The following is a 25,760-nucleotide window of genomic DNA, read 5'->3' on the forward strand; positions in this document are numbered from 1 at the left end:
CGAAACTCGGCCAAGATGAACAGGTTGCGCACCTCTATGTTCTTCAATATAGGCGACTTCATTGAATTCTTTATGTGTATCAAGACCGATAAAAAGTATGCTATGTTTATTCATGTTAGCCTCTGCTGTTTAGTTAATTGACAAACTAATTATGGCTCTGGCTTTGAATTAAGCTAACCCACGAAAAGCGGAGGCTAACACCGTGTGGGAGTCATTATGTCTATATTTCTTAAGAGAGAACTATTTGAATCAATATTTATCCACACTACTTAGTTCCATCGGTATCGATCTCGAACACTTAAAATATAAATATCTTAGTCCCCAGGAACTTACATATATCGATAAGCTGTTGGCATCTAAGAAAGATTTCGAAGGAACTTTTTATACTGATGAACATGGCGATAAATTGGAGGTGTTGCTAATGTTTCTGAATGCCCATAAGGAGGGCATAATCAATATTATGGAAGGCAAAGGGAAAAAAGAGACACTAAACGAGCTATTTACCTCAAGTGTAATATCAGGAAGTTATGATTGTTTTCGCTTTGATTTGTCAAAGTTTCCTCAAAGCTACACGCCTTTGAATCAAGCTTTAACATTATATCGAATAGGTAGGGATGGTGAGTCTAAACAGGATTTAGGTTGCTCGTGGGCAAGCGAAATTGAAGGGCTTAATGCTTTTTACCATGCATCTGGAATGTCCGAATCCATGCTTAAAGCTAGGCCAGTATTCCTTATGGAAATAGATGATTCACAGGTGCTATTCGAAGGTAATGCAAGAGAGCATGAATTAGTATTAAAGCCTAATTTTACACTCAATACATTAAAAAAGCTTGATGAAGAAAGACGAAACCGAATTAGCAGCTAAATGATCCAACGAAATATAACAAGGCATTATGTGCCAGTGCAATATGGAGTAAGCATTGAGTTTTAGTGTTCAATCAAAATTATTAATTAGTGCAGGTGTTATAGCTTCCGCTTCTGCGATCTGGCACCTACTCTGTATTTTTGGCGGTCCTAGTTGGTTTGCATTTGCTCGGGCACCTCAACAAATAATCGACTCTTCGATTCAAGGAACTTTACTTGCTCCAATTGGCACAATAATCGTTGCAAGCTTAATGTTTGCTTGTACTATTTTTGCTTTTTCAGCAGTTGGTTTAATTCGCAAAGTTCCTCTGCTCAAATCAGCTTTAATTACCATTGCAATGATCTGCTTATTGCGGGGATTAATTGCTGTTCCTACATTTGTAACGTCCTCAGGTTTAGATACTTGGCAAATTGTAGCGAGTACTGTTTGGCTTTATGTTGGTATTTGTTTTTCCGCTGGTAGTATAGAACAATATAGTCTTGGTAAATTAGGCACATAGAAAACTTCTTAAACTCTTCGCCCCATTTATTAGGTCTCACTATTATTTCCCTCATACACATTTGCAGGATTTATTTGCATTAGCAGTGCTGGGTTATCTATCGGCTTAAACCCGTATTGCGCATACAGGCCATGCGCATCAGAAGTGGCTAATAAAAAGCGCCTGAGCCCTTGCAGCTCAGGGTGTTCTACAATCGTTTTTATGAGTAACTTGCTCAGACCATTACCTTGTAAATCTGGGGTAATAAATACATCAGCCAAATAGGCAAAGGTGGCGTTGTCGGTTACTACGCGGGCAAAACCAACTTGCTCGTTATCAGCGCTGTAAACACCAAAGCACATTGAGTTATCAATCGCTTTTTGCATCACGCTTTTAGGTATTCCTTTAGCCCAATAGCTATTAACAATAAAGTTATAAATAACGTTAAAGTTAAGCTTGCTTTTATCTGTGCTTATCGTGAAATTGTGGGTATTTACAGTCATAATTTATTGTCTTTTAATCATAAAATTTGAATCAATAATCTTTAACATTTTTTAACTGTTTATCGTGTACTTTTGAAAGCAGCAATATCGAGCAAATAGCCCCAAGTAAGGCAATTCCCATATCAGATTGAGTATCCCATACGTACCCTTGCGTACCTAAAAATGCTTCTGCGTTTTCACCGCTTAACACTGCAACCCACCACTCTATTAGTTCGTAAAAAGCACTAAACGCTAAACATATCGATACAACAAACACATTTAGCCAGCCTTTACCATTGACTACATTTTTACGTAGTAATATTTCACGCGCTAATAATGCAGGCACGAACCCTTGAAAAAAGTGCCCTACTTTGTCGTAGTTGTTACGCTCACTGCCAAATAAATTATCAAACCAAGGGACTTCGGCGTAGGTGTAATGCCCGCCAACCATTAGCACAATACAATGCGCTAATATAAAGCCATATAAAATGGGGGTGAGTTTAAAATGCTTATAGCTGCTTGCCAGAAGCACTAAACCAATGATTGCGGGGATAACTTCAAGCAGCCAAGTAAACTGATCTTTTGGGTTAATTCCGGACCAAATTAATACAATAAAAAACAGGCCAAGCCATAAATACTTCATTTAGAATCCTTGTCTAAATTGATTGAATTTACAGCATTTTATATCTCTAAATCGCCCGATGCTACCGATAGTTTGTTTTAGCGGTTAATCGATTAAATAAGCTAGGAAAAAACCGTTTAATGGTCGGTGCCCAGCCGCTTAAGCCTTTGCCAACAATCACTTCGTCTTTTTTATTATAAATTGCGAGGATCATTTTTTTAGCAGCTAGGCTTACATCCATGCCATTTTCTATTGAGTGCTCTGGCTTGTTTTGCGCTATGCCTTGCTCGTTTAACGAATTATGTGCAATGGCGGTTTTAATAGAGCCGGGGCAAATAGTTAAGCAATGAATGTTATGCTTTGAAAGCTCAGCACGCAGGCAATCCATAAAGCCCACTACTGCATATTTAGAGCCTGAATAGCCCGTTCTAAATTTAGAGCCTACTTTACCCGCAACGCTACTAATTGAGACTATTGAGCCTCTGCGCCTAGCAACCATAGTAGGCGCTACCGCTTTGGTAAGTGCAATGAGGCCAAAATAGTTAACTTCCATCAACTGGCGGTAAACATTAAATTCGTTTTCTAAAAATAAGCTGCGCTGCGATACCCCACCGTTATTAATTAAAATATCGATAGCAGGTAATGTACTCATTAAATCAGTAACTTGAGCTAAAACAGCTTCAGGCGCTGACAAATCAAGAGGCACAATAATGTGGCCATCGCCATGTAAGCTTTGTTTTAGTTCGTTAAGTTTATCAACGCTTCTGGCTGATAAAATAACCTTGGCACCCAGTGCTGCAAACTGTATTGCGAGCTCTTTGCCAATACCTGATGATGCGCCGGTGATCCACACGGTTTTATTGTTGTATTGCATGGGTTATTTGCCTTTATTATTTTATCCGCTGCTAATAGCAATCGTGTTAAGTTTTAAACGTTTATAACAACAGATATATGATTTATAACGTGGTTAACGCTTTATTTAGCACGCTAAAATAACTAAATATTTAAGCCGCTTAGCATTATGCCTTGGTGGGGCCTGCTATGGCGTTAACTTCATGCTCTAGCGATTTATAAAGCCCCATTAAAAATAAAAGCTCAACGGTTACATACAACGGGCCAATAATTAGGCCAATTAAATCATCTACAAACGCAGGCTTTTTACCCTCATAATAATGGCCAATAAACTGCAGTACCCAGCCAAATACAAACACGCCCACACCAATACTTAACCAAGGCCAAAAAGCCATAGCAGCGATTGGCTGCGCTGCTAAAAGCAATAAGGTAAACAGTACACCCATTATTAAACCAAGCGACACGCTCAGCATTAAGTAATACACCACGCTTGCAAAAACAAAAAGCTGCGCGCCATCAATAAGAAGGCTGCCAATGGGTATTTGAATACGCGCTAACAAGCAAAGCACCGCAAATACAATAAGCGGAATACCAAAAAAATGAGTTAAAACATTGCGTTTAGAGCGATGGTACAAACCGTATGTACCAAGCTGTTGCTGTAGAGTTTTCATGTGTGTGCCTTTTATTGTGTTTTTTTACACTATATCAGGCTTTTAAAATATCACTCTGTCGGGGAGCCGACATTTACTGATTACAAAGTAGCTCTAAAGCAGATTGGTTTAAAATGGTCACTTTGTTATAGCCGACCTCAATGAGTTGCTGCTTTGCTAATTTTTTTAGAATTTGATTGGCAGTTTGCCGTGTGAGGTAAGTCATATCAGCCAATTGTTGCTGTGACAAAGTAAACGTATGGCCATTACTATGCGCTAAATGCGCGCACAATATAAGTAAGCGTTTTGCAACGCGCTGCTCGGCACTTAATAGTGCGTGATCTTCCATGCTAGTAAACATAACCCGCAATTTTTGGGCAAGGAGTAACCCAAAGTCTTGCCAATAATGCGGGTATTGTTTTAACAGTTGCTCAAGTGCGCGTTGCCCAATAAAACACAGTGTTACATCGGTTTGCGCATAAACATCGTGCGTGCGCATTCCGCGGTCAAATAAAGTGACTTCGCCAAACCACAGCGAGGCATCAACAAAGCTTAAAACAGCTTCTTTACCATTATTACTTACCCCACTAATACGCACCACACCACTTAATACAGCATAAATACCGTCGTGTTTATCACCTCGTAAAAAAAGAGATTGGTGCGCGCTAAGGCTTAAAGTTTTTGCGTGGCTTAGTAAAAACTGTTTTAAGTGTGCATCACGCTTAGAAAACCACTGCCCTTGTTCAATAATGTTACAATGTGCTTTACTTAATCCATTCATTGCATTGTGTTTATATGTGGTTGAAGCTCTATTGCCAACGACTTAGGCAAGTCTAAATTACTGGCAATAACAAAGTCGTTATACGCCTCATTACCAGAGAAAAACTCCGCAATAAGCGTTTTATTTTTATATACGTTCACTGAAACACCACTGCCCATACCACCAGCATTAATAATGTAGTAATAGTAATTGCCTTTGTTAAAAAACAAAATACTTTCGCCTACTTTCCCTATTTGACGATAGTAGCTACCAAATGGCTGCGCCGCAGTGGCCGTATACTCAAGGCCAATTTTTTGCTCAGTGCCATAACGATAAGTAATAGCTGAGTTATCATTGGCCACACACACAGACAAAATATTATCAGTGGGCTTTAGTGTATAAGTCACTTTTGCAGTTGGGTTGCGTATAACCTTTTGCATTTTTGCATTTATATATGCTGTTTCACCACGTTTACAGTGACTTGGTACAATTCCCTCTATTAGGCCTTCTACAACAAGGTGCTTTTGCTTAATAGCAGTAGCCGGTAAATTAGCGTTTTCGTTTTTAGCCACTGACGGCGTTTTACTGCTACTAAATAAACTCACTTCCTCATCGCAACCATTTAAAAAGAGTACGGGAATACAATAGCAAAAAGAGATCAATTTGAAACTCATACTAATTCCATCTAATACAACTTAACCTTAAAATAGCGGCAAAATTAAGCACTAGCAACCATTAAAAATGGTAAGTTTTATAAATCTTTTTTTTAACCATGTTATGCAAATATTGCTTTACTATTTAGTGACTTATTTAATGTTTATTTACACATTAATTGGTTTATTTACGAACAATTCATAAACCAATTATTACCCGTATGTCTATTTTCAATATAGGGACAATAAGCCCTCTTTTTAAAATACTTAAACACAATAATTGCGAATAAATGTTGGCTTTATTAATACAAATTCGCTTGGTTAGGTAATCTATTTTAGGTAGGAGGCGTGTTGAATTTTAGGCAAAAATTTAATTGTTGAGCTTTCTTAAGCAGAACACTTTAACGTAGCAAGGTTTGCTTTGGGCTCTTTAGTATTAGCTAGAAAAGTTAGCGCATGCCTTTTAAAGGCATGCGCGGTAAATAATAAAGCGTTGTGACGCCTGAGCTAAGGCTAACCTAATCAGATGAAGAATCGTTTTCTTCACGCTTATATATGTAGGTTTGCTGCGTTTTAAAGCCAAAGCCTAATGTATCACTGTCATTTACAAGTTTAACTTTACCATCAACAACAGTTAGCCCTGGTCCGCTAATTTCAGGCGGTTTGATTGGGTTTACTGCGCCTTCACCAGTAAGGCTCGGGCCGATTAAATAAAACTGGCTTACTTGGCTAACAGGTATTGTTTCTTCGTACTCGTAACCACCACCTGGGGTACCGTCATCTGGGTCACCATCATCAGGTGTTGGCACATCACATAATCCATTATTATTAGCATCTATACATGAGTCGCCTTCACCAAAATACAACTGAGCGGTGTCGGGTACATCGTAGCTGGTAGTAAATTTAAGTTGGTCGTACACTTTTGTGCCATAGTGCAAATGAAAAGCGTACATTGCACCACCGCCTCCAGTTAAAGAACACTGATTTTTATCAGACTCTAGTGCAGGTGTAAACGATGTATAATAAGCTACGCCTCCTACTACGGTGGCTGCAGCCAATGATTTTTCACCATTACTTAGCTCATATCGCCACCCTTTAAAGCCTGCTAAATCAGCTTCAAGTTCTACAAACTCATCTACATTATCTAGTGCATTGCCAAATGGGTCGTCATTCATAAGCATTAAATCACTTGGCACTATGGGCTCTGGCGTATTTTGTGAATCGAAGGTTTTAGTTACGGTTTGTTCATCGCGAATCATGTAAAGGTGATCTTGCTCATTGGTTGCAAGCGGATTTGAGCGATTACCACTGCCTATCACGATGGCATCGTAAGGCGTATCTAATCGTGTGGTTATTTCTTCACCGCCATAGCTCGTTTTGCTCACTTTACTAAACATAGTACGTGCCACTAGTGGCTTGTAAAAAAAGCGTCGGTCTTGGGTTGCTAATGAACTGCCAAGCTCTGCTAATTTGTAATGAGAAAAACTATTTTTGTCTGAGCCAGGCATATCCACACGCCAAATATTACCCCCCGTATCGGTGGCATATAAACGGTCAATGTAACCATCATAATCTGAGTCAAGCGTTGCTATATCAGCAGCTATACTGTGCTTACCTTGGAAATTATTATCATCGGGCGTTAACGCCCATACTCTTTCGCCAGTTTTAGCCTTAACAATGTAAATTCCCGTGCCTGATTCATCCTCGCTACGAATCGCGTTGTCTTTGTTTGTATCGTATCCGCCACCAAATACCAGTAAAGGCTCATCTCCAAACGCTTTAATATAGGCTATTTGTGGTTTTGACCAGGTTTGAGCTAGGTATTCAAACCCATCTGAGCCGCCTACAATAGGCTTACTCCAAAGCTGTTTTGGCTTATCTGGTGAGCTAATATCAAGTGCTTAATAGTTTTTACCCCCGCGGCGCATGCCAGCAAATGCCCATACTTCATCACCTTTAGTGGCATCTATTACTCCGTCATTTAAGCCGTCACTGTTTAAACTTTTATTGTTAAAAAACACACTAATAGGCCCATCCATACCATACACTTTAGTATTGGCTTGATTTGTACGAAGCGCAGGTATGTTTTTTAACAGCTCAGCAGGCATAAACGCCCACTCCTCTTCAATGCTGTTACCTTTATCGTTAAACATGTGTAAAAAGCCAGCATTAGTGCCCACTAAAATACGTATGTTGCCATCACCATAATCAATAGATACCGGCTTAGAATGCAAAGGATCACCAAAAATATTGGCACGCTGATCTACTGATGAGCTATCGCTATCTTCGTTATCTACATCCATGCCTCTTGCCCAATTAATATCATTGCGCGAGATAGCAATATCAGTACCCGGTATGATGCCACCTATGGCGTCTGACACTATATTTAAAATTTCTTTAACTCTATCAAAGGTAAAATCAACAATACTACCGTCCGAATCTATATACAGTTTGCGGCTTTGTGAGTCTAAGCTTGAAAGTAAGTAGTTTACGCCGCCTTGTGCGACTAAATTACCATCAGCCGGTTTATTTGAAGGTAGCCAAAACGTGCGAGCGTCTTCTTTAATTAAGCCGTCGTCACCTATTGCCTCACGGCCTGTGGAGTCAACTAAGTTAGAGCCCGACATAACTAATTTTTTTAAATTGCCGCCCCAACGAGCCCCGGTCTCAGGATAGAACATAGCAAAATAGATTGCTTCTCGGCTGCGGGTTTGGTCAACGTTATTACTGGCAACCGTAGGCGATGAAAAGCTATCGTTTACTTCGCGTATTCTAGAAATAGTATTATTTAATGCTTCAGAGAGCTCTGCTGAGGTATCTGCGTGAAGGTACTCGCCACCACCTAGTTCAGCGGTTTTTTCAAGAAGCGTTTTACCTTTGCTACTCATGCCACTACCAAAACCAATAGTAAATACGCGGCCTGTGTCTGCTACTTCCGGTGTGTCTTCGTAAAGATCTATTTCAACGTCTTGTGTACCATGAATTATTTGCGCTAATACCGCTAAATAACTGTTACTTGTTTTACTTGGGTTATAACCAAATTTTTGCTTGTATAAATCTTTAATATCGTCATTACGGTTATTATCCTGAGTAGGGTCGCCGTCGGTCATTAATATTAAATTTATAGAATTATCACAGCGCTCTTGCGAACCATATGCCTGTCTAAACGGCGATATATAATCAGGGGGTGTTAAAAGGTTGTCATTGGTCTCTACACTAAAGTCACGTTGATTGGTATTTTGTCCATACCAAACGGTTTGGCCTGTCATATAAAGGTAGGCTTCCCATAAGGTTTCTGTAACGGGGGTGTTACCGCTAGCAGGTAGCTTTTCAATTTGGCCTAAAATAGTGTCATGTGATGAGCCTAAGCCAGCCATAATATAACCACCGTTGTTACCATTAAAACGCATTAAACCAAAGTCAATGGCGCTATTATCATTAACCAGTTGGGTCATGGCATCTTTAGCTGCATCTATTTTTTTAGGTCCGTTGTAAGGAAGCTTACTTCCCATACTTCCGGAGGTATCAAAAATAATCACAACACGGGGGTTTTCATCGGTTTCTACGTTATGGTTTACGTATAGCTCTATATCTTCGGCGGTTACAGAGAGGCTAACAGTTGCTGCAAAAAAAGATGCAACAATGCGATTGAAGGTAAGTTTCATTTTAAATCCTTTTATCTGCGCTAAAATCACGCAGTTCCATTAAAAGTGCAGTTACTTATTTATTTTTAGTTTTAATTAGAAAAATGCACAAAACAGCTAAATGCCATTAAACATAAACTTATTTACAAAGATTAATATTAACTGAATTTGCTATATTTTAAGTACTTTAATGAAAATAGGCGCAAATATAAAGAAATTTAATACCCTTAGAGCATTTTATATACGCATCGTCATTAGTAAAATATCCCGCTTTTAAAAACAATTGAACCTGTGATACTCGGTTAACCTTACACGCAATGATGTAATTACCATATTTTAAGTTTAAAACCCCCTATTAAAATAGGTATTTAAGTGAGGATACACCTTAAACCCGCTTAAAAAAATTAACAACTCACATTGGTTAATTTAAAAAATAAAAACTAAAAAGCCCCGCGAGTTATAAACTTGCAGGGGCTTTTTAAGTGCTAAGTAATAAATTTATAACGATAAATCTTCTTTAGCACGCGTTAAATTATGAGATACCAGTGAGTTTTTAGAGATTTGATACGCTTCGTATAAATCTGAAAGGCCTGCGGTGTCTTTTTTGGCCATCATGCGGGCTACACCACGGTTACTTAATGCAAACGATGTAAGTTCGCGTACTTTTAAACGTGGGCCACGGCTTTCTTTTAATAAGGCAATTGCTTGTGTACAAATGGCTTCAGCTTCTGTGTAGTTTTTAGATTCTACATTAAGTGCACAGCTATTGAATGGCTGTTCAAACTCTGGTGCGGCTGTTACAGAATCTTCAATAACCATTAATTTGTAGTCACTTTGATCAGCCATTGCAGCAGCTGAGCAAGTTAATAATGAGCCAAGAGCGATGGTTTTTAAAAGTGTACGTTTCATGATTATCTTCCTGTTTGGTTAGTCGTGCTTGTTGCCGACAACTTAACTTTAGATAAATCCTCTTGCCCCGACAAACGATAAAAACAAACCTAATAAGTGAGAAAATCTAACCTATAGACTTTAGTCTAACACCTGCTTTAAATAGCGTTTCTTTCGTTCTCAAAAAATACAGCAAAAACAGGCGAGTTAACTACGTTGGCAGTTAATTTGTAACGGCCCACTTATAAGTAAAACTGAGTTAGTTAGCAGTCAACTTTTTATGTGGGTTTAAAAAAAACATTTTTTTCCACCCTTGGCTTTGTGTTGTAAAAAGCCACGGCATAGGCATAAGCGATAATATAGAATAATGCACATGGGGTTGCTTTCCTGCAGCATTACCGGTATCACCCAGTAAACCAATTTGGCTGTTTATGCTAACTACATCCCCTGCACTTACATTGTAGTCATTTAAATGTGCAAAATAATGCACTCGCCATTTTGCACCTAATACCGCAACCACTTTGCCACCTCGCTTTAGTTCACCTGAAAAAATAACAATACCGCTTGTTGCAGCAACCACAGGCGTGTTTTTAGCGCCAAAAATATCAATTCCTTTATGTACACCCGAGTGCCCCCACGGCTCATACCAAAACGTATTGTGATTCCAATCTTTACTTGTAGCGCCTTGCACAGGAATTACTAGCTTCTCAGGAATGAGTAAACCCACTATTAATAAAATTATAACTGCGCCCAAAGTCCACTTTAGTAGTTTCAATGCATTACCTTTGCTGTGAATAGTCATTAAATTATTAATTACAATACCTGAACGCCTAGTGAGTATTGTTAGAACGAAACACTTTTTTAACGTGAACTAAACTCATTAATTTTAATACAGGTTTTATTATTAATTGCGCACTGCCAGCTATAAAAAGCCAGGTACCGCTTTCAACTAATGACTCATTTAAAAAGAAAAAGCTACCAATTAAAAACCACACCGCAATTAAAAAATCGTTAACTGCGCCTAATGCTTCATAACGGCGTTGGATAGTAATATGCTCTTGTCCTAAGTCTAAATTAAGCTGATTTTTGCTGGAGCCCATTAATACTACTCACTCTTTTTACTGTGTAATTAAAAAAAACTGTTTTCACTAGCATCTAATACCAATTCGCTTAATTAAGTATTATTACGCATTGGTATAGGCTTATCTGCATAATACAATAGCAAAAAACACATAATAAAAAACGCTGGCTGATATATCAGCCAGCGTTTTTATTGGTGTAGAGTCTTTATAGCCAAAAACTCACTATTGCTTGTATATTTAATTGTTTATTTTTGGTCTTTTTCTAAACGTTTTTAAGACCTAAAGCCGCATCTGCCGCTAATAACATTTCCAAAAATAAAGCTTTCTAATACGGGCTTTCTCGCTTTTAAATTTACATGTGAGTTTTATAAAAAATTTTATTACACGCACAAAAAAGCCCCTACCAAATATAAATCGGTAGGGGCTTTTTTGTGACTCTCGCTAATTAAATTGCTTTATAAGGCAAGCTCTTCTTTAGCGCGAGTTAAGTTATGAGACACTAATGTGTTTTCAGAGATTTGTACTGCTTCGTATAAATCAGCTAATGCTGCTGTATCGTTATGCGCTTTTAAACGTGCAACGCCACGGTTGCTTAAAGCGTACGATGTAAGCTGGCGTACTTTAAATTTAGGGCCTTGTGCATCTTTTAATAGTGCAATGGCTTTAGTACAAATTTCTTCAGCTTGAGCGTAATTTTTAGATTTAACGTTAAGTGCACAGCTATTGAATGACTCTTCAAGTGGCAATGGAGCAGTAGCGGTTTTGATAACCATTAGTTTGTAGTCACTTGAATCAGCCATTACAGCTGCTGAGCAAGTTAGTAATGAGCCAAGAGCGATGGTTTTTAAAAGTGTACGTTTCATGGTTTGTCTTTCCTAATTAAGTTAGTCGCGCTTGTTGCCGACAACTGAACTTTAGAGTAATAGCTCAGCGCCGACAAACGAGAAAAACAAACTCAATAAGTGAAGAAAATTAACCTATAGACTTTAGTCTAATATACGTACAAATTTAAATGTTTAACAGCGTGTAAACCAGCGTAATTACTGCTTGTTTTGAAAAAAGGTTTTAAAACGAATCTTATGCAGTAGTTACGCATACAAGCCAGCAAGCTGTACAAAAATCAATCTTTAAAATTTATTTTGTTTTTATGCTTTTGGCGACTTTTCCTACGCTCAAGCCTTGTACTAAAATTGAAAAAACCACCACTGCATAAGTTAAAGCCAATAAAATATTACGCTGCGATCCATCAGGTAGCTGCAACACCAGTGCCACCGAAATACCGCCACGTAGTCCTCCCCAGGTTAACACTTTCCATGCACCGTTGGGCAGCTCGAGCTGTTTATTAAAAATAGTTGTTGTTAGGCCAACCACAATAAGACGTGCGCATAGCGCAATTAAAATGGTTAAAACACCCGCCACCAGCAAATTAGCTGAGTACACAATCATTACCACTTCAAGGCCAATTAGCACAAATAAAATGGCATTTAAAATTTCATCAATTAGCTCCCAAAACAAATCAACATAGTGGCGTGTTTTATCACTCATGGCTAAATTACGGCCATCATTACCCACCATTAATCCCACCATAACCATCGCAAGTGGCCCCGATAAGTGCCAGTGACTCGCCAATGCATAACCGCCTATAACACCCGCTAGCGTAAGTAATACTTCTTCTTGGTAGCTATCTATTGCTTTTAATAAATAATTTAAAGCAGCGCCTAATATTAAACCAAATATTATACCGCCCCCCGCTTCAACAGCGAGTGTATGAGCCACTGAGTATGTAGTTGGCATATCACCACTGGTTAAAATTCCTAATAAAAGCGCAAATACCACCACGCCTATACCATCATTAAATAGCGACTCCCCCGCTATTACGGTTTCAATACTTTTAGGCGCACCAGCAGAGCGTAAAATACCCATCACCGCTATCGGATCGGTTGGCGAAATCAACGCACCAAATAATAAACACCATATAAACGATAAATTAAATCCCAATAAAGGCACTACTACATATAACGCTGCAGCAATAATCACTGTTGAAACTAGCGTACCCACACACGCTAAAATACCTATGGGTAATTTATAACGTCTTAAGTCACTTACATTAACGTGCAGCGCCCCAGCAAAAAGCAGCATTGAGAGCATGCCATCGAGCAATACATGAGTAAAATTGAGTTGATCAAGTAGGCTGACTTCGTAATCAATAAGTTCATCAAACCCTAAAAAGCCCAAAAATATGGCCGCAATAGACACTAAAAGCGAAATAACCATCACCCCAATGGTGGTTGGCAGGCCAATAAACCGATGATTTATATAAGCAAGTAATGCGGTTATAGATAAAAAAATCGCGCTAATTTCAAATATACTCAACGTACTCGTGACATCCATAATCTAGCTCTCTTAAATTTAAAGCCTAATAAGTAGTTTCCACTTTTATGATTTGCACTTTTTAACCGTGCAACGCAAAAAGCCCATGTTAAGAATAAACCTAACATGGGCTTTTTATACACTGGCTTAATTAAAGCATGTTTAGTGCTTTTTTATAGCGCAAGCTCTTCTTTAGCAAGTGTTAAATTATGCGATACCATTTTACTGTTAGACATTTGGTTAGCCTCGTACAAATCAGCAATGGCTGCTGTGTCATTATTTGATTTTAAGCGCGCAACACCACGGTTGCTTAACGCGAATGACGTAAGTTGGCGTACTTTAAATTTAGGGCCGTCTGCATCTTTTAAAAGTGCAATTGCTTTTGTACAAATTGCTTCAGCCTCTGCATAGTTTTTTGACTTAACATTAAGTGCGCAACTATTAAATGACTACTCAATTGGCTGCGGCGCAGTCGCTTGTTCGATAACCATTAATTTGTAGTCACTTGTATCAGCCATTACAGCAGCTGAGCAAGTTAATAAAGAGCCAAGAGCGATGGTTTTGATAAGTGAGCTTTTCATGATTATATTCCTGTTGAGTTAGTCGTGCTTGTTGCCGACAATTTAACTTTAGAGAATTAACACAAAACCGACAAACGATTAAAACAAAACCAATAAGTGAAGAAAATTAACTTATAGACTTTAGTCTAATGCATTGCATAAAGCTGATGCTCGCTTTACGCAACACAATTCAAATATCTATGGTTTAACACCAAAGTTAATTACAATATGAACTATTCTTCGACCTTCCGTACTTTCATCCATCTCAATATAGCTGTACCCTACTTTAAGTACTGACTTATCTGTGTGCATACTACTGTAATCTCGGATATTCTTGAAATTTTGCTGATATTTATCCCAAAAACTATTGGTATTCTTAACCTTTGCATAGGTGATTAAAAAGTCAAATGAATTACCTTGTGTATTATAGTTATTAATAAGCTTGTCATAGTGAGTGTTAATTGTCTCTTTTACTACACTGTTCAAGCACATAGCTTCTATAAGTGTAGCTTGTTGGCCAAATTGATTCATCATGACTAAATCGCGTTCACCTACGCCCACAGCACTACCACTAAAACCACCCCTTGACTGATCTTTTACAGAGTAACCACTAGAAATAAGAGATTCTCTTAGCCTGTCATTTATATCATCTTCTTTTTCATTGATTATTTTAGAGCGAAAGTCAGTAAGTCTTAGAAGAATGTTTACAATGACATCTGTTAAGCCCTTAATATTATATGAAAGCTCAGGTGCCTTATATAATCCGAGAAGTGGAGCTACCTCAATATCAATATCATCGACTTTCCCAGTTTCAGAATACTGAACTTCAACCTCAATTGTCTTTTTGCCCTTTTTTTGAGCACGTTCAACTTTTTCATAATTTACATAACCGATGGGAGTAATATAATTTTCATCATAAATCGTAATTTCTTCTTTATAAGGAAGTACCTCACTCTCATTTGCTTGTATTTGTGAATGTTCTATCTTTTGTAAATTTGATCGCAGCCATTGCAATAATGCTCTAGCATCTTCATCTCTTGTTGATAAATAAACATCGATACATTGATTAGGCTCATCCGAAATAATTACACCTTGACAACCACCGTGGGCCAAAAATAGCCCATGCCTCCAATACTTAGTTGTGTTTTCGTCAACATATGGATGCATGCGAACTATAAGTTGAGGTAGTACGTTTGATTTTAATAAACCAACTCTATGATAATTAAATCTTATATTTAATCCTTGCTGATAACGACTTTTGTCAAATTCAGGCATTACAGAGGGGAGCCTCATAGGTATTAATAAATCAAAATTTGAGACACGAAATCCCAATTCAAACTTAATTAATAAATCAATAAGCCATTGCTGTTGAGGGTGTGAATAATCATCTTTTAAAATTTCACTTATAGCTTCCTCGGTATATAACCCGGGATTTTTAGCGGGGCTTCGGACTATTTTATAAACTGCGTTTGTCACCCATTCAGGCTTCAATATCTGCGTAAGTTTTAACCTAAAATCATTTGGGTAAGCAATAACAGTTCCTATACTGTTTAAAATTTTAAGTAACGCTGTTTACAGAGGTGAACCCAATACACCAGCTTTTTGACACTCATTCTCATAAATATTTTTTTCAATAACGTTATGTGTTTCTTTAAATGTTTCCATTGCACTTTTTACAATGTGCCAACTTTCAGGTATCTGCCTCTCAATACCTGGAAGTTTTGGTAGCTGTCTTGAAATAGACTGATTTAACTTATCTATTGAATCGCCTATTTTATGCTTAACGTCCTCGGATAGAGAGTTTAAATTACAAGCACTTGTATAAATTACATCTACCACTTGAAAAGTATTTTGATACCTTTGAAGATCAAACTGGTAGTTTGAATTTTGGTCAAAATGATTCACAACTACAATTATCGGGGAATTTTCACTATAGCTTTTTATTGTATTAAACCAATGCAAATCTCTGGCTTGGTTATCTTCTTTTTGGGCATCTATTACATAAAGGTATAGACTTCGTTCGGTCAAAAAAAACTGATGAGTTTGGTGAGTAAGTTCTTGACCTGCAAAATCCCAGATATGAGCTTTGTATTCGTTGAAGTCTAAACTCGATATATCGATTCCCTGTGTAGACGTTTGGTTCTCATTATGTGGATTACCAAGCAGCCTATTTATAATTGATGTTTTGCCAACTCTTTCATCACCAACAACTAAAACCTTTGCCTGTTTCAATGGGGAGGATTTACTGTTTTGAATTGCTAATAATGTCAGTATCTTCTCTTTAGGATTAAGCTCATGAAAAGAAAGATCTGGTATAGGTAATAAATTATCCTGAATATCAAAGATAAACAGCTTCTCCAATTTTAATAAACTATCTGGTAACTTTTTAATTCTATTACTTGAAAGTTTTAAAAACTCTAACTCCTCAGAATATCCGATTGCCTCAGGTATAGCATTTATACTGTTATCATTAGCCGCTAAAATAGCTAAGCTTTTTAGTTCGAGAATTTCAGTGGGTAATGCTGATATGCGATTAAAGCTTATATCCAGTATGTAAAGCTTTTTTAGACAACCGATATCAGAAGGAATTAATTCAATACTATTATTACCTAAACTTAAACTCTCCAAGTTAAAAAATTTAAAAATTACTTCAGGAAAAAAAGTAAATTTATTATTTTGTAAAAATAAGCTTTTTAAATTTATTAGATCTGATGTGTTATTTGGCAGTTCACATATTTGGTTATGTGAAATATCTAAATTTTCTAATAAGCCTAAATTGCAAATATTTCCTGAAATCTCTTTGAGTTGGAGATTAATAAGCTTTAAATTGGTTAGTCCTGTTATTGCAAAAACTTCATCTGGAACATGCTCAAGTTTAAAACCCTCTAAATGTAAAACCTCTAAAAATTTACATTTTAATATTAAATCCCAGTCTAAATTAGGTTTTTCAGTAGTCTTTAATATTAAACCTGTAAGGTCACCTTTATTATTAACCGAAAAAGCACCGCCCTTATCGTCAATTGGAAAATTTGTAAACTCATAATTATAATTATAGGCTTTTTCAGAATCACTTAATTGAAGTAAATTTTGCACCAAAGGTAAAAAGTCTTCTTTAATTTTTGGTAAATTTTCCTTAGTACTTGATTTAGCGTTCATATCTTAGCTGTCCCTAGTTTTCGTATTTTAAATATATCAGAATCAGCAAAAATAAACTAATGAGTTCACTTCTTGCCTACGACTTAGCTATATACTGATTTATCCCCCAAACCTATAAACTCTCTCGCCCATATGCCATAATCTAAATAATTCATTATTTTAGTAACTTGGCGCGTATTTAGGCGTTTATAAGTTAACTACTCAGGGTTTTCAGCATGGCATATCAAGAGCAAAATCAAGCAACAATCTACTGGCACGACTACGAGACGTGGGGAGCAAGCCCACAAAAGGATAAGCCGAGCCAGTTTGCGGGAATTCGTACCGATCTTGATTTAAATATAATTGGCGAGCCGCTTATTGAATATTGTAAGCCGCAAGCGGATTACTTGCCTCACCCTGAGGCATGTTTAATTACCGGTATTACGCCACAAGTGGCGATGCAAAAAGGTTTGGTTGAGGCTGAGTTTATAGCCAAAATTCACGCTGAATTTAGTGCGCCAAACACCTGTGTGGCTGGTTATAACAGTATTCGCTTTGATGACGAAGTAAGCCGTTATAGCTTTTATCGTAACTTTTACGACCCGTACGAGCGCGAATATAAAAACAATAACAGCCGCTGGGATATTATTGATTTAGTACGTGCGTGTTATGCGCTGCGCCCTGAGGGGATTGAATGGCCGTTAAAAGAAGACGGCAGCCCGAGCTTTAAGCTTGAACATTTAACGGTAGCTAATGGCATTGAACACGCCGCTGCTCACGATGCGCTAAGCGATGTAACTGCCACTATTGCACTGGCTAAACTTATAAAAGAAAAACAACCAAAGCTTTATAATTTCTTTTTTGGGCTGCGTAATAAAAAAGCGCTTGGTGAGTTAGTTGATGTATTTAACATGACGCCGCTGGTACACACATCATCGCGTATTCCTGCAACGCAGGGCTGTACTACGTGGGTAGCGCCTATGAGCTTTCATCCGGTAAATAAAAACGCCGTTATATGTTTTGATTTAACCCAAAACCCGCAAGTATTGCTTGATTTAAACGTAGAAGAGTTACGTAAACGTTTATACACCAAACGCGTTGATTTAGCCGAGGGCGATTTACCTGTTGGTTTAAAACTGGTGCATTTAAACAAGTGCCCTATTTTAGCGCCTGCTAAAACGTTATTACCTGAAAATGCAGCCCGTTTAGGCATTGACCGCGAGCAATGCCTCGCTAATTTAGCTATTTTAAAAGCCAATACCGAGCTTCGCGATAAAGTAACCGAAGTGTTTAATGAAAAAGGAGATTACAGCGCAACCACTAACGTTGATTACTTACTTTACGATGGCTTTACAAGCCATGCCGACAAAGCTAAATTTGCGATTATTCGCGATGCTAAACCAGACGAGCTAGCGGGCTTAAATTTAGATTTTGAAGATAAAAAGTTCAATACATTACTGTTTAGATACCGCGCGCGAAACTGGCCTGAAACGCTCAACCAGCAAGAGCTTGACCAATGGCGTCAGTATTGCCAAAACAAGTTAATGCACGGAGAAGATCAACCCTCAATTAGCGCACAAGATTTTATGATCACCCTTGAAAACTTGGCCCATGAGCACGACGACAGCGAAAAAAATCTGACCATTTTAAAGGCTTTGTATAACTACGCGCAAAGCATGTAATTTTCTTTCAGTTTATTTGTATAGCGCATATAAAAACGCGACGCTTTAATTACTAAAGCGTCGCGTTTTTGTTTAAATTATTATAGGCTTTGCCCATCACGCAAGTTTGGCGTTTACATTGATATACTCAAAACGTTATTTTTTATGCAGTGCTTCAATGCGTGCTAGTAAGCTTGATGTATCGTATCGGCCGCCACCAAGCGCTTGTACGTCGGCGTAATATTGATCAACCGTTGCAGTCATAGGTAACGTAGCGCCGTTGTTTTTAGCTTCATCAAGCGCGATGCCTAAATCTTTGCGCATCCAATCTACGGCAAAACCAAACTCGTACTCACCTGCCCACATTGTTTTGTAGCGGTTTTCCATTTGCCACGAACCCGCAGCCCCTTTTGAAATGGTTTCAATTACTTTTTCACCGTCAAGCCCTGCTTGTTTGGCAAAGTGTAAGCCTTCGGCTAAGCCTTGCACTACGCCGGCAATACAAATTTGATTAACCATTTTACATAACTGCCCTGCGCCCACATCGCCTAATAACTGGCTAAAACGGCTATATGCTGCCATTACGGGTTGCACTTTAGTGAAAACAGCTTCGTTTCCGCCAGCCATGACTGTAAGCACGCCGTTTTCAGCACCTGCTTGTCCGCCAGATACGGGCGCGTCTATAAAATCTATATTTTGCAGGGCTGCTTTTTCTGCTACTTCACGGGCTACTTCGGCCGATGTCGTTGTATGGTCAACCAAAATGCTATTAACGGCCATCCCCGCTAAAACACCATTTTCGCCGTAAACAACCGCACGTAAGTCATCGTCATTACCTACACACATAAATACAATATCAGCATTATTAGCAGCTTCTCGCGGCGTGGTAGCAAAGCTTCCTGCATACTCATCTACCCAGCTTTGCGCCTTTGCTTGAGTGCGGTTATATACACACATATTAAAGCCCGCTTTTGCTAAATGCCCTGCCATTGGGTAACCCATTACCCCTAAACCTATAAATGCAACATTGATTGACATAAAAGTGCCTTATTTTCCTGCTAACTTAGAAACTATGCCCGATTATGTCAATCGGCTGCTTAAAAAGCGAATTAAGCCTTTATAAATTTCCAACGTAAGGAAATAAGTAGGTAACCATGGATAGTATTTATCAATTTAGTGCCCCTTTGTACAACAGCGAAAGCTTTGCGCTTAGCCAGCTAAAAGGCAAAACAGTACTTATTGTTAATACAGCAAGTAAATGTAATTTTTCGGTGCAATTAAGTTCGCTAGAAAAGCTCTATCAGGAATATAAAAATAGCGGTTTCACTATTTTAGCGTTTCCGTGTCATCAATTTGGCCAAAACGAGCCGCTTGATAACCTCGCGATTAAAGACTTTTATCAAGGGCAATTTGACGTGTCGTTCAAAGTGTTTGGTAAGGTCATGGTAAATGGGCCCGAGGCGCACCCGCTGTTTAATTATTTAAAGTCGCATACCCGTGGTATTTCGCAAAACCGCGCAGTAAAGTGGAACTTCACCAAGTTTTTAATTAACCCCCAAGGTCAGCTCGTTGCACGTTATGCGCCGCGCACCAAGCCCGAAACGCTTAAACAGGTCATTGAGGCAAACTTACCTAGCGCACTAAACGCTAATAATTTAAATAACGCAAAAATAATACCCAACTTTAATGCATTAAAAGGCGCTTAATTATTCTAAATCAATAAACGGGTGGTTACTCAAGCATGCTTTATTAAACTAGGTTAAGGTTACGTATAATACCAATCAGCAATAATACTTAATCATTTTTAGGGGCTAAACGTGTCGCTATCTGCGTTAAAAAACTCTCATTTACGACTGCATGGATGCAGAAGGTAGAGCAATGCAGGAGCAATTGCCGAGAACAACTAAATAGCGAATTTTTTGCCTTACTATCAACGCGTTTTTATATCCTCAAAATAGATCACTTGATTATGCGCATTGGTATAACAGCTAGGCTTTGGAGTAAATAATATGAACATTGCTTTTTTTAGTACGCAAAAATACGAGCAGCCTTTTTTTAAGCGCAGTATTAAAAAACACCTGCAAATAGAGATTTGTTACTTTGAGCAAGCACTGAATGAGCAAACAGCACTGCTTGCTAAAGGGTTTGATGCTGTGTGTGTATTTGTAAACGACACGGTTAACGCCCTCGTTATTGAGCACCTTGCTGAGCAAGGAATTAATACTATTTTACTTCGCTGCGCAGGGTTTAATAATGTTGATTTAGTGGCCGCCAAAGCACACAACATTAAGGTATTACGAGTGCCCGCATACAGCCCAGAAGCCGTAGCTGAGCACTGTGTTGCACTTATGCTTACCCTTAGCCGTAAAACACATAAAGCCTATAACCGCGTACGCGAAGACAACTTTGATTTAAACGGTTTATTAGGCTTTAACTTACACGACAAAACAGTTGGCATTATAGGTTGTGGTAAAATTGGCCTTGCCCTTTGTAATATTTTAAATGGCTTTGGCGCGCATGTTTTAGTGTGCGACCCTTATGCAACACCTGGCAATTACACCATCACCGATTTAGATTCCCTGCTTACTCAAAGCGATATAATTTCACTGCACTGCCCACTGAATGAGCAAACACACCATTTAATAAACGACGATGCATTTAATAAAATGAAACCTGGGGTAATGCTAATTAACACTTCGCGCGGTGCGCTACTTAATAGCAAAGCGTGTATAAATGCGCTTAAAACTAAAAAGCTAGGGTATTTAGGGCTTGATGTGTACGAGCAGGAGTCGGAGCTATTTTTTAAAAACCATAGCGACGAGATAAACCAAGACGATATATTCTCGCGCTTAGTTAGTTTTAAAAACGTATTAATAACTGGCCACCAAGGCTTTTTTACTCAAGAAGCCCTTAACGAAATTGCCAATACCACCATACAAAACGCAATAGAAATTAATGAACATAGACCTTTAACCAATGAGGTTTTATAAAGCCGCGGCCCATTAATTTAGCTTTACCCGTTTTGCTATTTACATAACGGGTAAAGCTTAAAATACTTTAGCCAAACGCAACGTTTGCAAAAACAAGAGTCATTAATACTGGGCACACAAAACGAATGTATTGAGCAAACCAGTAATGCGTGCCGGTGCTGGCTTTATGAAGCTTATTACCGCGTTTCCACATCCAACCTGCGGTTATAAAATAAAACAGCCCCATAAGTGGCAGTTGGTACTGAGTAAATAGCATGATTACTAAACCAAATAACCACTCAAAGTTTAATATTATTGCACTAGCGCATATTAACACCACTAGGCTAACGGCCCACGTTGCTTTAGTACGATCTACGCGGTGGTTTTCTACTAAAAACGCTACCGGTATTTCTGTGGTAGAAATAGTCGATGTAACCGATGCAATCGACATAAGTACAAAAAACAGTAACCCAATTAGTAAGCCAATTTCGCCCATGGTACTAAAAAGCTCAGGCAAAATAGCAAATATAAGCTGCCCTTCACCTATAAGTTTTCCGCCGCTAAACACCTCTACCCCGTTATGCTGCGCTACATAAATTGCAGGCACTATCAGTAAACCTGCTAAAAATGCCACGCTGGTATCAAGCAGTGCAACGCTTGCAGTTAGTTTTGGCAGGTTTGCATCTGGCTGCAGGTACGAGCCATAAATCATCATGCAGCCAACCCCTAATGAGAGCGAGAAAAACGCCTGCCCCATTGCAGCAATGATTAAATTTGGGTCAAGCACTTGGCTAAAATTAGGAATTAAATAAGCAGCAAACCCTTCGCTGGCGCCTTCTAAACTGGCTATATAAAAAATTAAGCCTATTAGTAGCACCAATAACAATGGCATTAAACGGCGTGACCAGGTTTCAATCCCAGATTTAACCCCTTTTAAAATAATACTGGCGGTTAAAATAAGCATAAGCGGCGTAAATATAAAATTACGCACCATAGAGTCGCTGTGTAAAAACTCGCTTACGGCGGTAAAACCAAAGAATGTAGTAATAGGCTCTATGGCGTAAGAGAGCATCCAACCAGCTACAATAGAATAAAAGCTAAGCATAATCACAGCGCCCGCAAGGCCAATATATCCTGCGGCAGCCCCTACTTTTTTGTTGGTATTTTGCCACGCATTACCCAATGCTTTTACTGGGTTTGCTTGCGCTTGGTGGCCTAAATAAAGTTCGGTATAAAGCGCAGGTAGCGCAAGTAAAAATATAACTACAAAGTAAACCAATAAAAATGCACCGCCACCATGGTTGGCCGCCTGCGTAGGAAAACCCCAAATATTACCTAAACCCACTGCTGCGCCTGCAGCGGCTAAAACAAAACCAAAACGGCTTTGAAATCCATCACGCACTTGTGCCATACATCTACAAATTCTGTTATTCTTTGATTATTGTGAATTAAACCATATTTAATGCCAACTGAGTAATAAAATTGCTTTTGGCATAAATAAGCGCTGTTAACCGCTCATAATTACAGCACTCACTTATTTTAAGCGCGTATGACTAACCACTTTTTTAAAAACACCCTAAGTATTGCTCCCTCTTTTTATAGCGATTTATCCCCTAGCAACAATACTATTTTAGTGTTTAATGCCAACACACTTAATTTAGAACACCTTGATTTAACCCAGTACCTAAGCCCATTTGAGCTAAGGGTTATAAATCGTCGTAAACGCATGCAAGCAAAGCAAGAATATCTAGCATCGCGCATATTACTAAAGCAACTTGCAAAGCATACTCAGCCCCAATACGCACACATACCGCTTAATAAAATGAGCACCCACTTTAATGAAGAATGCTCAAAACTGCAGCTCCATATAAACCACACCGTTATAAATACCTGTATTTCGCACTCGCATGGCTTAGTTGGCGTTGCACTTAATGTTACTAAGGCGGAGTTCGGCTTTGATATTGAAAAAATTAACTTAAAACGCCCATTCGAAAAGCTCGCTAAGCATTTTTATCATAAGGCTGAAATTGCCTTAATTACCGCGCCTTTGGCTATAAAAGAGCAAGCCCACCGCTTTTTTAGAATTTGGACCTTAAAAGAGGCACTCGCTAAAGCAACTAGCCGCCCAATAGCGCAATTGCTTAGCCCAAATGTATTTGATGAATTTTCTTTGTTAAACCTTACAGCATCGAGTAACAGCATAACGGTTGCCAATGAGGAGTTTGATATAAGCGTGGCGCATAAAAAAAGCACCGACTGGCGGTGCTTTATACTTAATAACTTGGATACTGAATAACTTGGCTTTAAAAGCTTAAGCAGCGCTTTCTAATAAGCGGCTGTGTATTGCTTGTACCACGGTATCTGATTCGCTTTGCTCTACTAAAAAGCATAAGTTGTGCTTACTTGCACCATGACAAATTAATCGAATATTAAACTCTTTTAATACGTTCATTAAGTTCATTTCGTGCTGGCGTAGCTGTATTTCAGACCCTATAAGCGCCACTAAGGTTAAGTTATTTTCAACCGATACATGACAAAATTCGGCCAATTTATCTAAACACGCTTGCTCAAGCTCAGGTCGCGAGGCATTAGGCGCGTTATCTAGGGTTATGGCAACACTAATTTCTGAGGTAGTAACTAAATCTACCGATATATTAAATTCACTTAAAATAGTAAATACACGGGCCAAAAAGCCACTTGCTAATAACATTTCTGGGCTTTTAAGCGTTAGCAATATTTGGTTTTTACGCTGCGTAACGGCACGAATACCTGGCTGCTGCGATTTTTCACGCTCAATCCACGTTCCTCCGCGCTCTGGCTCGCGGCTAGAGCCTACAAATACATTAATATGGCTACGGCTTGCTGGTAAAATAGTTGCAGGGTGCAATACTTTTGCGCCAAATGTCGCCATTTCTGCGGCTTCATCAAAGCTTAAACGAGCAATTGGCGTTGCCTTAGCGCATAAACGCGGGTCGGTGCTAAAAATACCCACTACATCGGTCCAAATGTGTACACTTTTAGCGTTAATAGCCTCTGCTAATAACGCCGCACTGTAGTCAGAGCCACCACGGCCAAGCGTTGTGGTTTGGCCAAATTCATCACTACCAATAAACCCTTGTGTAACTATTACTTGCTCATCTAATAACGGAATTAACAGGTCTTTAGCAGCTTGTGCAGTGGCCGCAACATCGGGCGTTGCTTTACCAAATTGGCTGTCTGTTTTAAGCACTTTGCGTACATCAAACCTATCTGCATTTAAGCCTTTTAAGCGCAGCACTTGAGCAAATAAATAAGACGATAAACGTTCGCCAAAGCTAAGCAGCTCATCGTGTTGTTGATCAGTGGTGAGTGTTTCAAGGGCTAACGTTTGAAACGCTTTTAACGTCTCGTTAAAACCCACCGCTAAATCGGCATCAAGCGACAGCTCATCTAAAATAGCCTGTTGAATAGCCAATACGCCATCTATGTGTGCTTGGCGCTGCTCTTTACTAAGGTCGGGTTTGCACAGTGCAACTAAGTGGTTAGTTACGCCTGCACTGGCGCTCACAGCTACAATACGTACGCTTTTATCTGCAACAATAATTTCGCTGCAGCGACTCATCGCTTCAAAGTTTGCAACACTGGTTCCGCCAAATTTGGCAACGATGTAATCTGATTTTGCGCCTGATACTGTTTGTGGCACTGATTGGGTAGTCATTTCGTCTCCTTTCGCGGTATCCAAACCGCTAAAAAACAAGAAGAACTTGGCAAAGGAATGCAAATAAGATGTGTCCACTGCCAGAAGCTCTCCACCTAAGTTGGTGACAGTTTTGGGGATTCAGCCCCATAAACCGAAAAACACGGTTGACGTAACCTTGTTTTCCTCGGCGAGTACTTCCCTCTTTAATGGTTATGGGCGTTCGTCACCTACCATTAAATACCTAAGTATCGCACCTCTTCTGAATGTTGTATTAACCTGTGGCTAATAAAACAAAACCCCACTGTGTGGCGGGGCTTTGAAAGTTATCGTTTAGACGTCTAGCTGTCAAGGTGTTTTAGTTAATATAACGCGAATAATTTAGCCCGGGTTTACATTGCTGGCTACTTTTA

22 protein-coding genes, 2 pseudogenes and 1 riboswitch are annotated in these 25,760 nt (G+C 38.8%); of the genes and pseudogenes, 6 read left to right on the plus strand and 18 right to left on the minus strand.

Annotated features, from left to right (window positions below; all coding sequences use genetic code 11):
• Positions 1–244 precede the first annotated feature (244 nt).
• Both PSI06_RS08275 and PSI06_RS08280 read left to right on the plus strand, forming a co-directional pair.
• Entirely contained in the window at positions 245–865 is a 621-nt protein-coding gene (locus PSI06_RS08275) for a hypothetical protein (protein WP_273604280.1), read from the plus strand.
• 55 nt (positions 866–920) lie between these two features.
• Positions 921–1,364: a hypothetical protein gene (locus PSI06_RS08280; RefSeq protein WP_167381744.1), complete on the plus strand. Its 444-nt coding sequence runs from the start codon at positions 921–923 to the stop codon at positions 1,362–1,364.
• Positions 1,365–1,393: 29 nt separating this feature from the next.
• On the opposite strand, the gene PSI06_RS08285 is transcribed toward PSI06_RS08280, so the two are convergent.
• The 15 genes and pseudogenes from PSI06_RS08285 to PSI06_RS08355 form a co-directional block, all read right to left on the minus strand.
• Entirely contained in the window at positions 1,394–1,846 is a 453-nt protein-coding gene (locus tag PSI06_RS08285) for a GNAT family N-acetyltransferase (protein WP_273604281.1), read from the minus strand.
• Positions 1,847–1,877: 31 nt separating this feature from the next.
• Positions 1,878–2,468 carry a DUF2238 domain-containing protein gene (locus tag PSI06_RS08290; protein ID WP_054983966.1) on the minus strand — a complete coding sequence of 197 codons (591 nt, stop codon included), beginning with the start codon at positions 2,466–2,468 and terminating at the stop codon, positions 1,878–1,880.
• Positions 2,469–2,529: 61 nt separating this feature from the next.
• Positions 2,530–3,321 carry an SDR family oxidoreductase gene (locus PSI06_RS08295; protein WP_273604282.1) on the minus strand — a complete coding sequence of 264 codons (792 nt, stop codon included), beginning with the start codon at positions 3,319–3,321 and terminating at the stop codon, positions 2,530–2,532.
• A gap of 145 nt (positions 3,322–3,466) precedes the next feature.
• Complete coding sequence (locus PSI06_RS08300; protein ID WP_029772246.1) at positions 3,467–3,970, minus strand: Mpo1 family 2-hydroxy fatty acid dioxygenase; 504 nt, start codon at positions 3,968–3,970, stop codon at positions 3,467–3,469.
• Between the two features lie 73 nt (positions 3,971–4,043).
• The gene (locus tag PSI06_RS08305) at positions 4,044–4,730 is read right to left on the minus strand and encodes a Crp/Fnr family transcriptional regulator (RefSeq protein WP_024033419.1); all 687 of its coding nucleotides are present in this window, start codon (positions 4,728–4,730) and stop codon (positions 4,044–4,046) included.
• Positions 4,727–5,383, minus strand: a complete 657-nt coding sequence (locus tag PSI06_RS08310; protein WP_024033418.1) for a hypothetical protein — start codon at positions 5,381–5,383, stop codon at positions 4,727–4,729. Before PSI06_RS08310 ends, PSI06_RS08305 begins: the two co-directional genes overlap by 4 nt.
• Positions 5,384–5,880: 497 nt before the next feature.
• A pseudogene (locus tag PSI06_RS08315) lies at positions 5,881–9,027 on the minus strand (PilC/PilY family type IV pilus protein).
• Between the two features lie 477 nt (positions 9,028–9,504).
• On the minus strand, positions 9,505–9,915 hold the full coding sequence (locus tag PSI06_RS08320; protein WP_004587208.1) for a hypothetical protein: 411 nt from the start codon (positions 9,913–9,915) through the stop codon (positions 9,505–9,507).
• A gap of 238 nt (positions 9,916–10,153) precedes the next feature.
• On the minus strand, positions 10,154–10,669 hold the full coding sequence (locus tag PSI06_RS08325; protein ID WP_407073067.1) for a M23 family metallopeptidase: 516 nt from the start codon (positions 10,667–10,669) through the stop codon (positions 10,154–10,156).
• A 55-nt stretch (positions 10,670–10,724) separates the two neighbouring features.
• Positions 10,725–10,994 carry a YrhK family protein gene (locus PSI06_RS08330; RefSeq protein ID WP_004587206.1) on the minus strand — a complete coding sequence of 90 codons (270 nt, stop codon included), beginning with the start codon at positions 10,992–10,994 and terminating at the stop codon, positions 10,725–10,727.
• Between the two features lie 437 nt (positions 10,995–11,431).
• The gene (locus PSI06_RS08335; RefSeq protein WP_004587203.1) at positions 11,432–11,839 is read right to left on the minus strand and encodes a hypothetical protein; all 408 of its coding nucleotides are present in this window, start codon (positions 11,837–11,839) and stop codon (positions 11,432–11,434) included.
• A gap of 271 nt (positions 11,840–12,110) precedes the next feature.
• Entirely contained in the window at positions 12,111–13,367 is a 1,257-nt protein-coding gene (locus tag PSI06_RS08340; protein ID WP_273604284.1) for a cation:proton antiporter, read from the minus strand.
• A 152-nt stretch (positions 13,368–13,519) separates the two neighbouring features.
• A pseudogene (locus PSI06_RS08345) lies at positions 13,520–13,927 on the minus strand (hypothetical protein).
• 177 nt (positions 13,928–14,104) lie between these two features.
• Complete coding sequence (locus PSI06_RS08350; RefSeq protein WP_273604293.1) at positions 14,105–15,463, minus strand: COR domain-containing protein; 1,359 nt, start codon at positions 15,461–15,463, stop codon at positions 14,105–14,107.
• 15 nt (positions 15,464–15,478) lie between these two features.
• Positions 15,479–17,062 carry a GTP-binding protein gene (locus PSI06_RS08355; protein WP_273604285.1) on the minus strand — a complete coding sequence of 528 codons (1,584 nt, stop codon included), beginning with the start codon at positions 17,060–17,062 and terminating at the stop codon, positions 15,479–15,481.
• Positions 17,063–17,277: 215 nt separating this feature from the next.
• Between PSI06_RS08355 and sbcB the strand changes: the two genes are divergently transcribed.
• On the plus strand, positions 17,278–18,723 hold the full coding sequence (gene sbcB, locus PSI06_RS08360) for an exodeoxyribonuclease I (RefSeq protein ID WP_096041538.1): 1,446 nt from the start codon (positions 17,278–17,280) through the stop codon (positions 18,721–18,723).
• Positions 18,724–18,858: 135 nt separating this feature from the next.
• Here sbcB and PSI06_RS08365 read toward each other — a convergent pair whose 3' ends face one another.
• Complete coding sequence (locus tag PSI06_RS08365) at positions 18,859–19,740, minus strand: NAD(P)-dependent oxidoreductase (protein ID WP_273604286.1); 882 nt, start codon at positions 19,738–19,740, stop codon at positions 18,859–18,861.
• 116 nt (positions 19,741–19,856) lie between these two features.
• On the opposite strand from PSI06_RS08365, the gene PSI06_RS08370 reads away from it, so the two are divergent.
• On the plus strand, positions 19,857–20,408 hold the full coding sequence (locus PSI06_RS08370; RefSeq protein ID WP_004587708.1) for a glutathione peroxidase: 552 nt from the start codon (positions 19,857–19,859) through the stop codon (positions 20,406–20,408).
• Positions 20,409–20,711: 303 nt separating this feature from the next.
• Entirely contained in the window at positions 20,712–21,692 is a 981-nt protein-coding gene (locus PSI06_RS08375; RefSeq protein ID WP_273604287.1) for a 2-hydroxyacid dehydrogenase, read from the plus strand.
• Positions 21,693–21,759: 67 nt separating this feature from the next.
• On the opposite strand, the gene PSI06_RS08380 is transcribed toward PSI06_RS08375, so the two are convergent.
• Positions 21,760–23,082 (minus strand): sodium-dependent transporter, encoded by a 1,323-nt coding sequence (locus tag PSI06_RS08380; RefSeq protein WP_273604288.1) that lies wholly within the window; start codon positions 23,080–23,082, stop codon positions 21,760–21,762.
• Positions 23,083–23,220: 138 nt separating this feature from the next.
• Here PSI06_RS08380 and PSI06_RS08385 point away from each other — a divergent pair, with 138 nt between their 5' ends.
• Positions 23,221–23,967, plus strand: coding sequence for a 4'-phosphopantetheinyl transferase family protein (locus PSI06_RS08385; protein ID WP_273604289.1), 747 nt, complete (start codon positions 23,221–23,223; stop codon positions 23,965–23,967).
• A gap of 15 nt (positions 23,968–23,982) precedes the next feature.
• Here PSI06_RS08385 and lysC read toward each other — a convergent pair whose 3' ends face one another.
• The gene (lysC, locus tag PSI06_RS08390) at positions 23,983–25,368 is read right to left on the minus strand and encodes a lysine-sensitive aspartokinase 3 (RefSeq protein WP_138684990.1); all 1,386 of its coding nucleotides are present in this window, start codon (positions 25,366–25,368) and stop codon (positions 23,983–23,985) included.
• A gap of 76 nt (positions 25,369–25,444) precedes the next feature.
• A riboswitch (Lysine riboswitch) is annotated at positions 25,445–25,617 on the minus strand.
• Between the last annotated feature and the right edge of the window lie 143 nt (positions 25,618–25,760).

This window comes from Pseudoalteromonas sp. GABNS16E (assembly GCF_028598715.1).
Taxonomy (GTDB): Bacteria; Pseudomonadota; Gammaproteobacteria; order Enterobacterales; family Alteromonadaceae; genus Pseudoalteromonas; species Pseudoalteromonas atlantica.

Excerpts from the sequence above, each read along its gene's own strand:
- PSI06_RS08335 (WP_004587203.1), bottom strand. The coding sequence starts at position 11,839 with ATGAAACGTACACTTTTAAAAACCATCGCTCTTGGCTCATTACTAACT.
- PSI06_RS08330 (WP_004587206.1), bottom strand. The coding sequence starts at position 10,994 with ATGGGCTCCAGCAAAAATCAGCTTAATTTAGACTTAGGACAAGAGCAT.
- PSI06_RS08365 (WP_273604286.1), bottom strand. The coding sequence starts at position 19,740 with ATGTCAATCAATGTTGCATTTATAGGTTTAGGGGTAATGGGTTACCCA.
- PSI06_RS08375 (WP_273604287.1), top strand. The coding sequence starts at position 20,712 with ATGAACATTGCTTTTTTTAGTACGCAAAAATACGAGCAGCCTTTTTTT.
- PSI06_RS08295 (WP_273604282.1), bottom strand. The coding sequence starts at position 3,321 with ATGCAATACAACAATAAAACCGTGTGGATCACCGGCGCATCATCAGGT.
- PSI06_RS08300 (WP_029772246.1), bottom strand. The coding sequence starts at position 3,970 with ATGAAAACTCTACAGCAACAGCTTGGTACATACGGTTTGTACCATCGC.
- PSI06_RS08340 (WP_273604284.1), bottom strand. The coding sequence starts at position 13,367 with ATGGATGTCACGAGTACGTTGAGTATATTTGAAATTAGCGCGATTTTT.
- PSI06_RS08380 (WP_273604288.1), bottom strand. The coding sequence starts at position 23,082 with ATGGCACAAGTGCGTGATGGATTTCAAAGCCGTTTTGGTTTTGTTTTA.
- PSI06_RS08385 (WP_273604289.1), top strand. The coding sequence starts at position 23,221 with ATGACTAACCACTTTTTTAAAAACACCCTAAGTATTGCTCCCTCTTTT.
- PSI06_RS08355 (WP_273604285.1), bottom strand. The coding sequence starts at position 17,062 with ATGAACGCTAAATCAAGTACTAAGGAAAATTTACCAAAAATTAAAGAA.
- sbcB (WP_096041538.1), top strand. The coding sequence starts at position 17,278 with ATGGCATATCAAGAGCAAAATCAAGCAACAATCTACTGGCACGACTAC.
- PSI06_RS08320 (WP_004587208.1), bottom strand. The coding sequence starts at position 9,915 with ATGAAACGTACACTTTTAAAAACCATCGCTCTTGGCTCATTATTAACT.
- PSI06_RS08370 (WP_004587708.1), top strand. The coding sequence starts at position 19,857 with ATGGATAGTATTTATCAATTTAGTGCCCCTTTGTACAACAGCGAAAGC.
- PSI06_RS08305 (WP_024033419.1), bottom strand. The coding sequence starts at position 4,730 with ATGAATGGATTAAGTAAAGCACATTGTAACATTATTGAACAAGGGCAG.
- PSI06_RS08285 (WP_273604281.1), bottom strand. The coding sequence starts at position 1,846 with ATGACTGTAAATACCCACAATTTCACGATAAGCACAGATAAAAGCAAG.
- PSI06_RS08290 (WP_054983966.1), bottom strand. The coding sequence starts at position 2,468 with ATGAAGTATTTATGGCTTGGCCTGTTTTTTATTGTATTAATTTGGTCC.
- lysC (WP_138684990.1), bottom strand. The coding sequence starts at position 25,368 with ATGACTACCCAATCAGTGCCACAAACAGTATCAGGCGCAAAATCAGAT.
- PSI06_RS08310 (WP_024033418.1), bottom strand. The coding sequence starts at position 5,383 with ATGAGTTTCAAATTGATCTCTTTTTGCTATTGTATTCCCGTACTCTTT.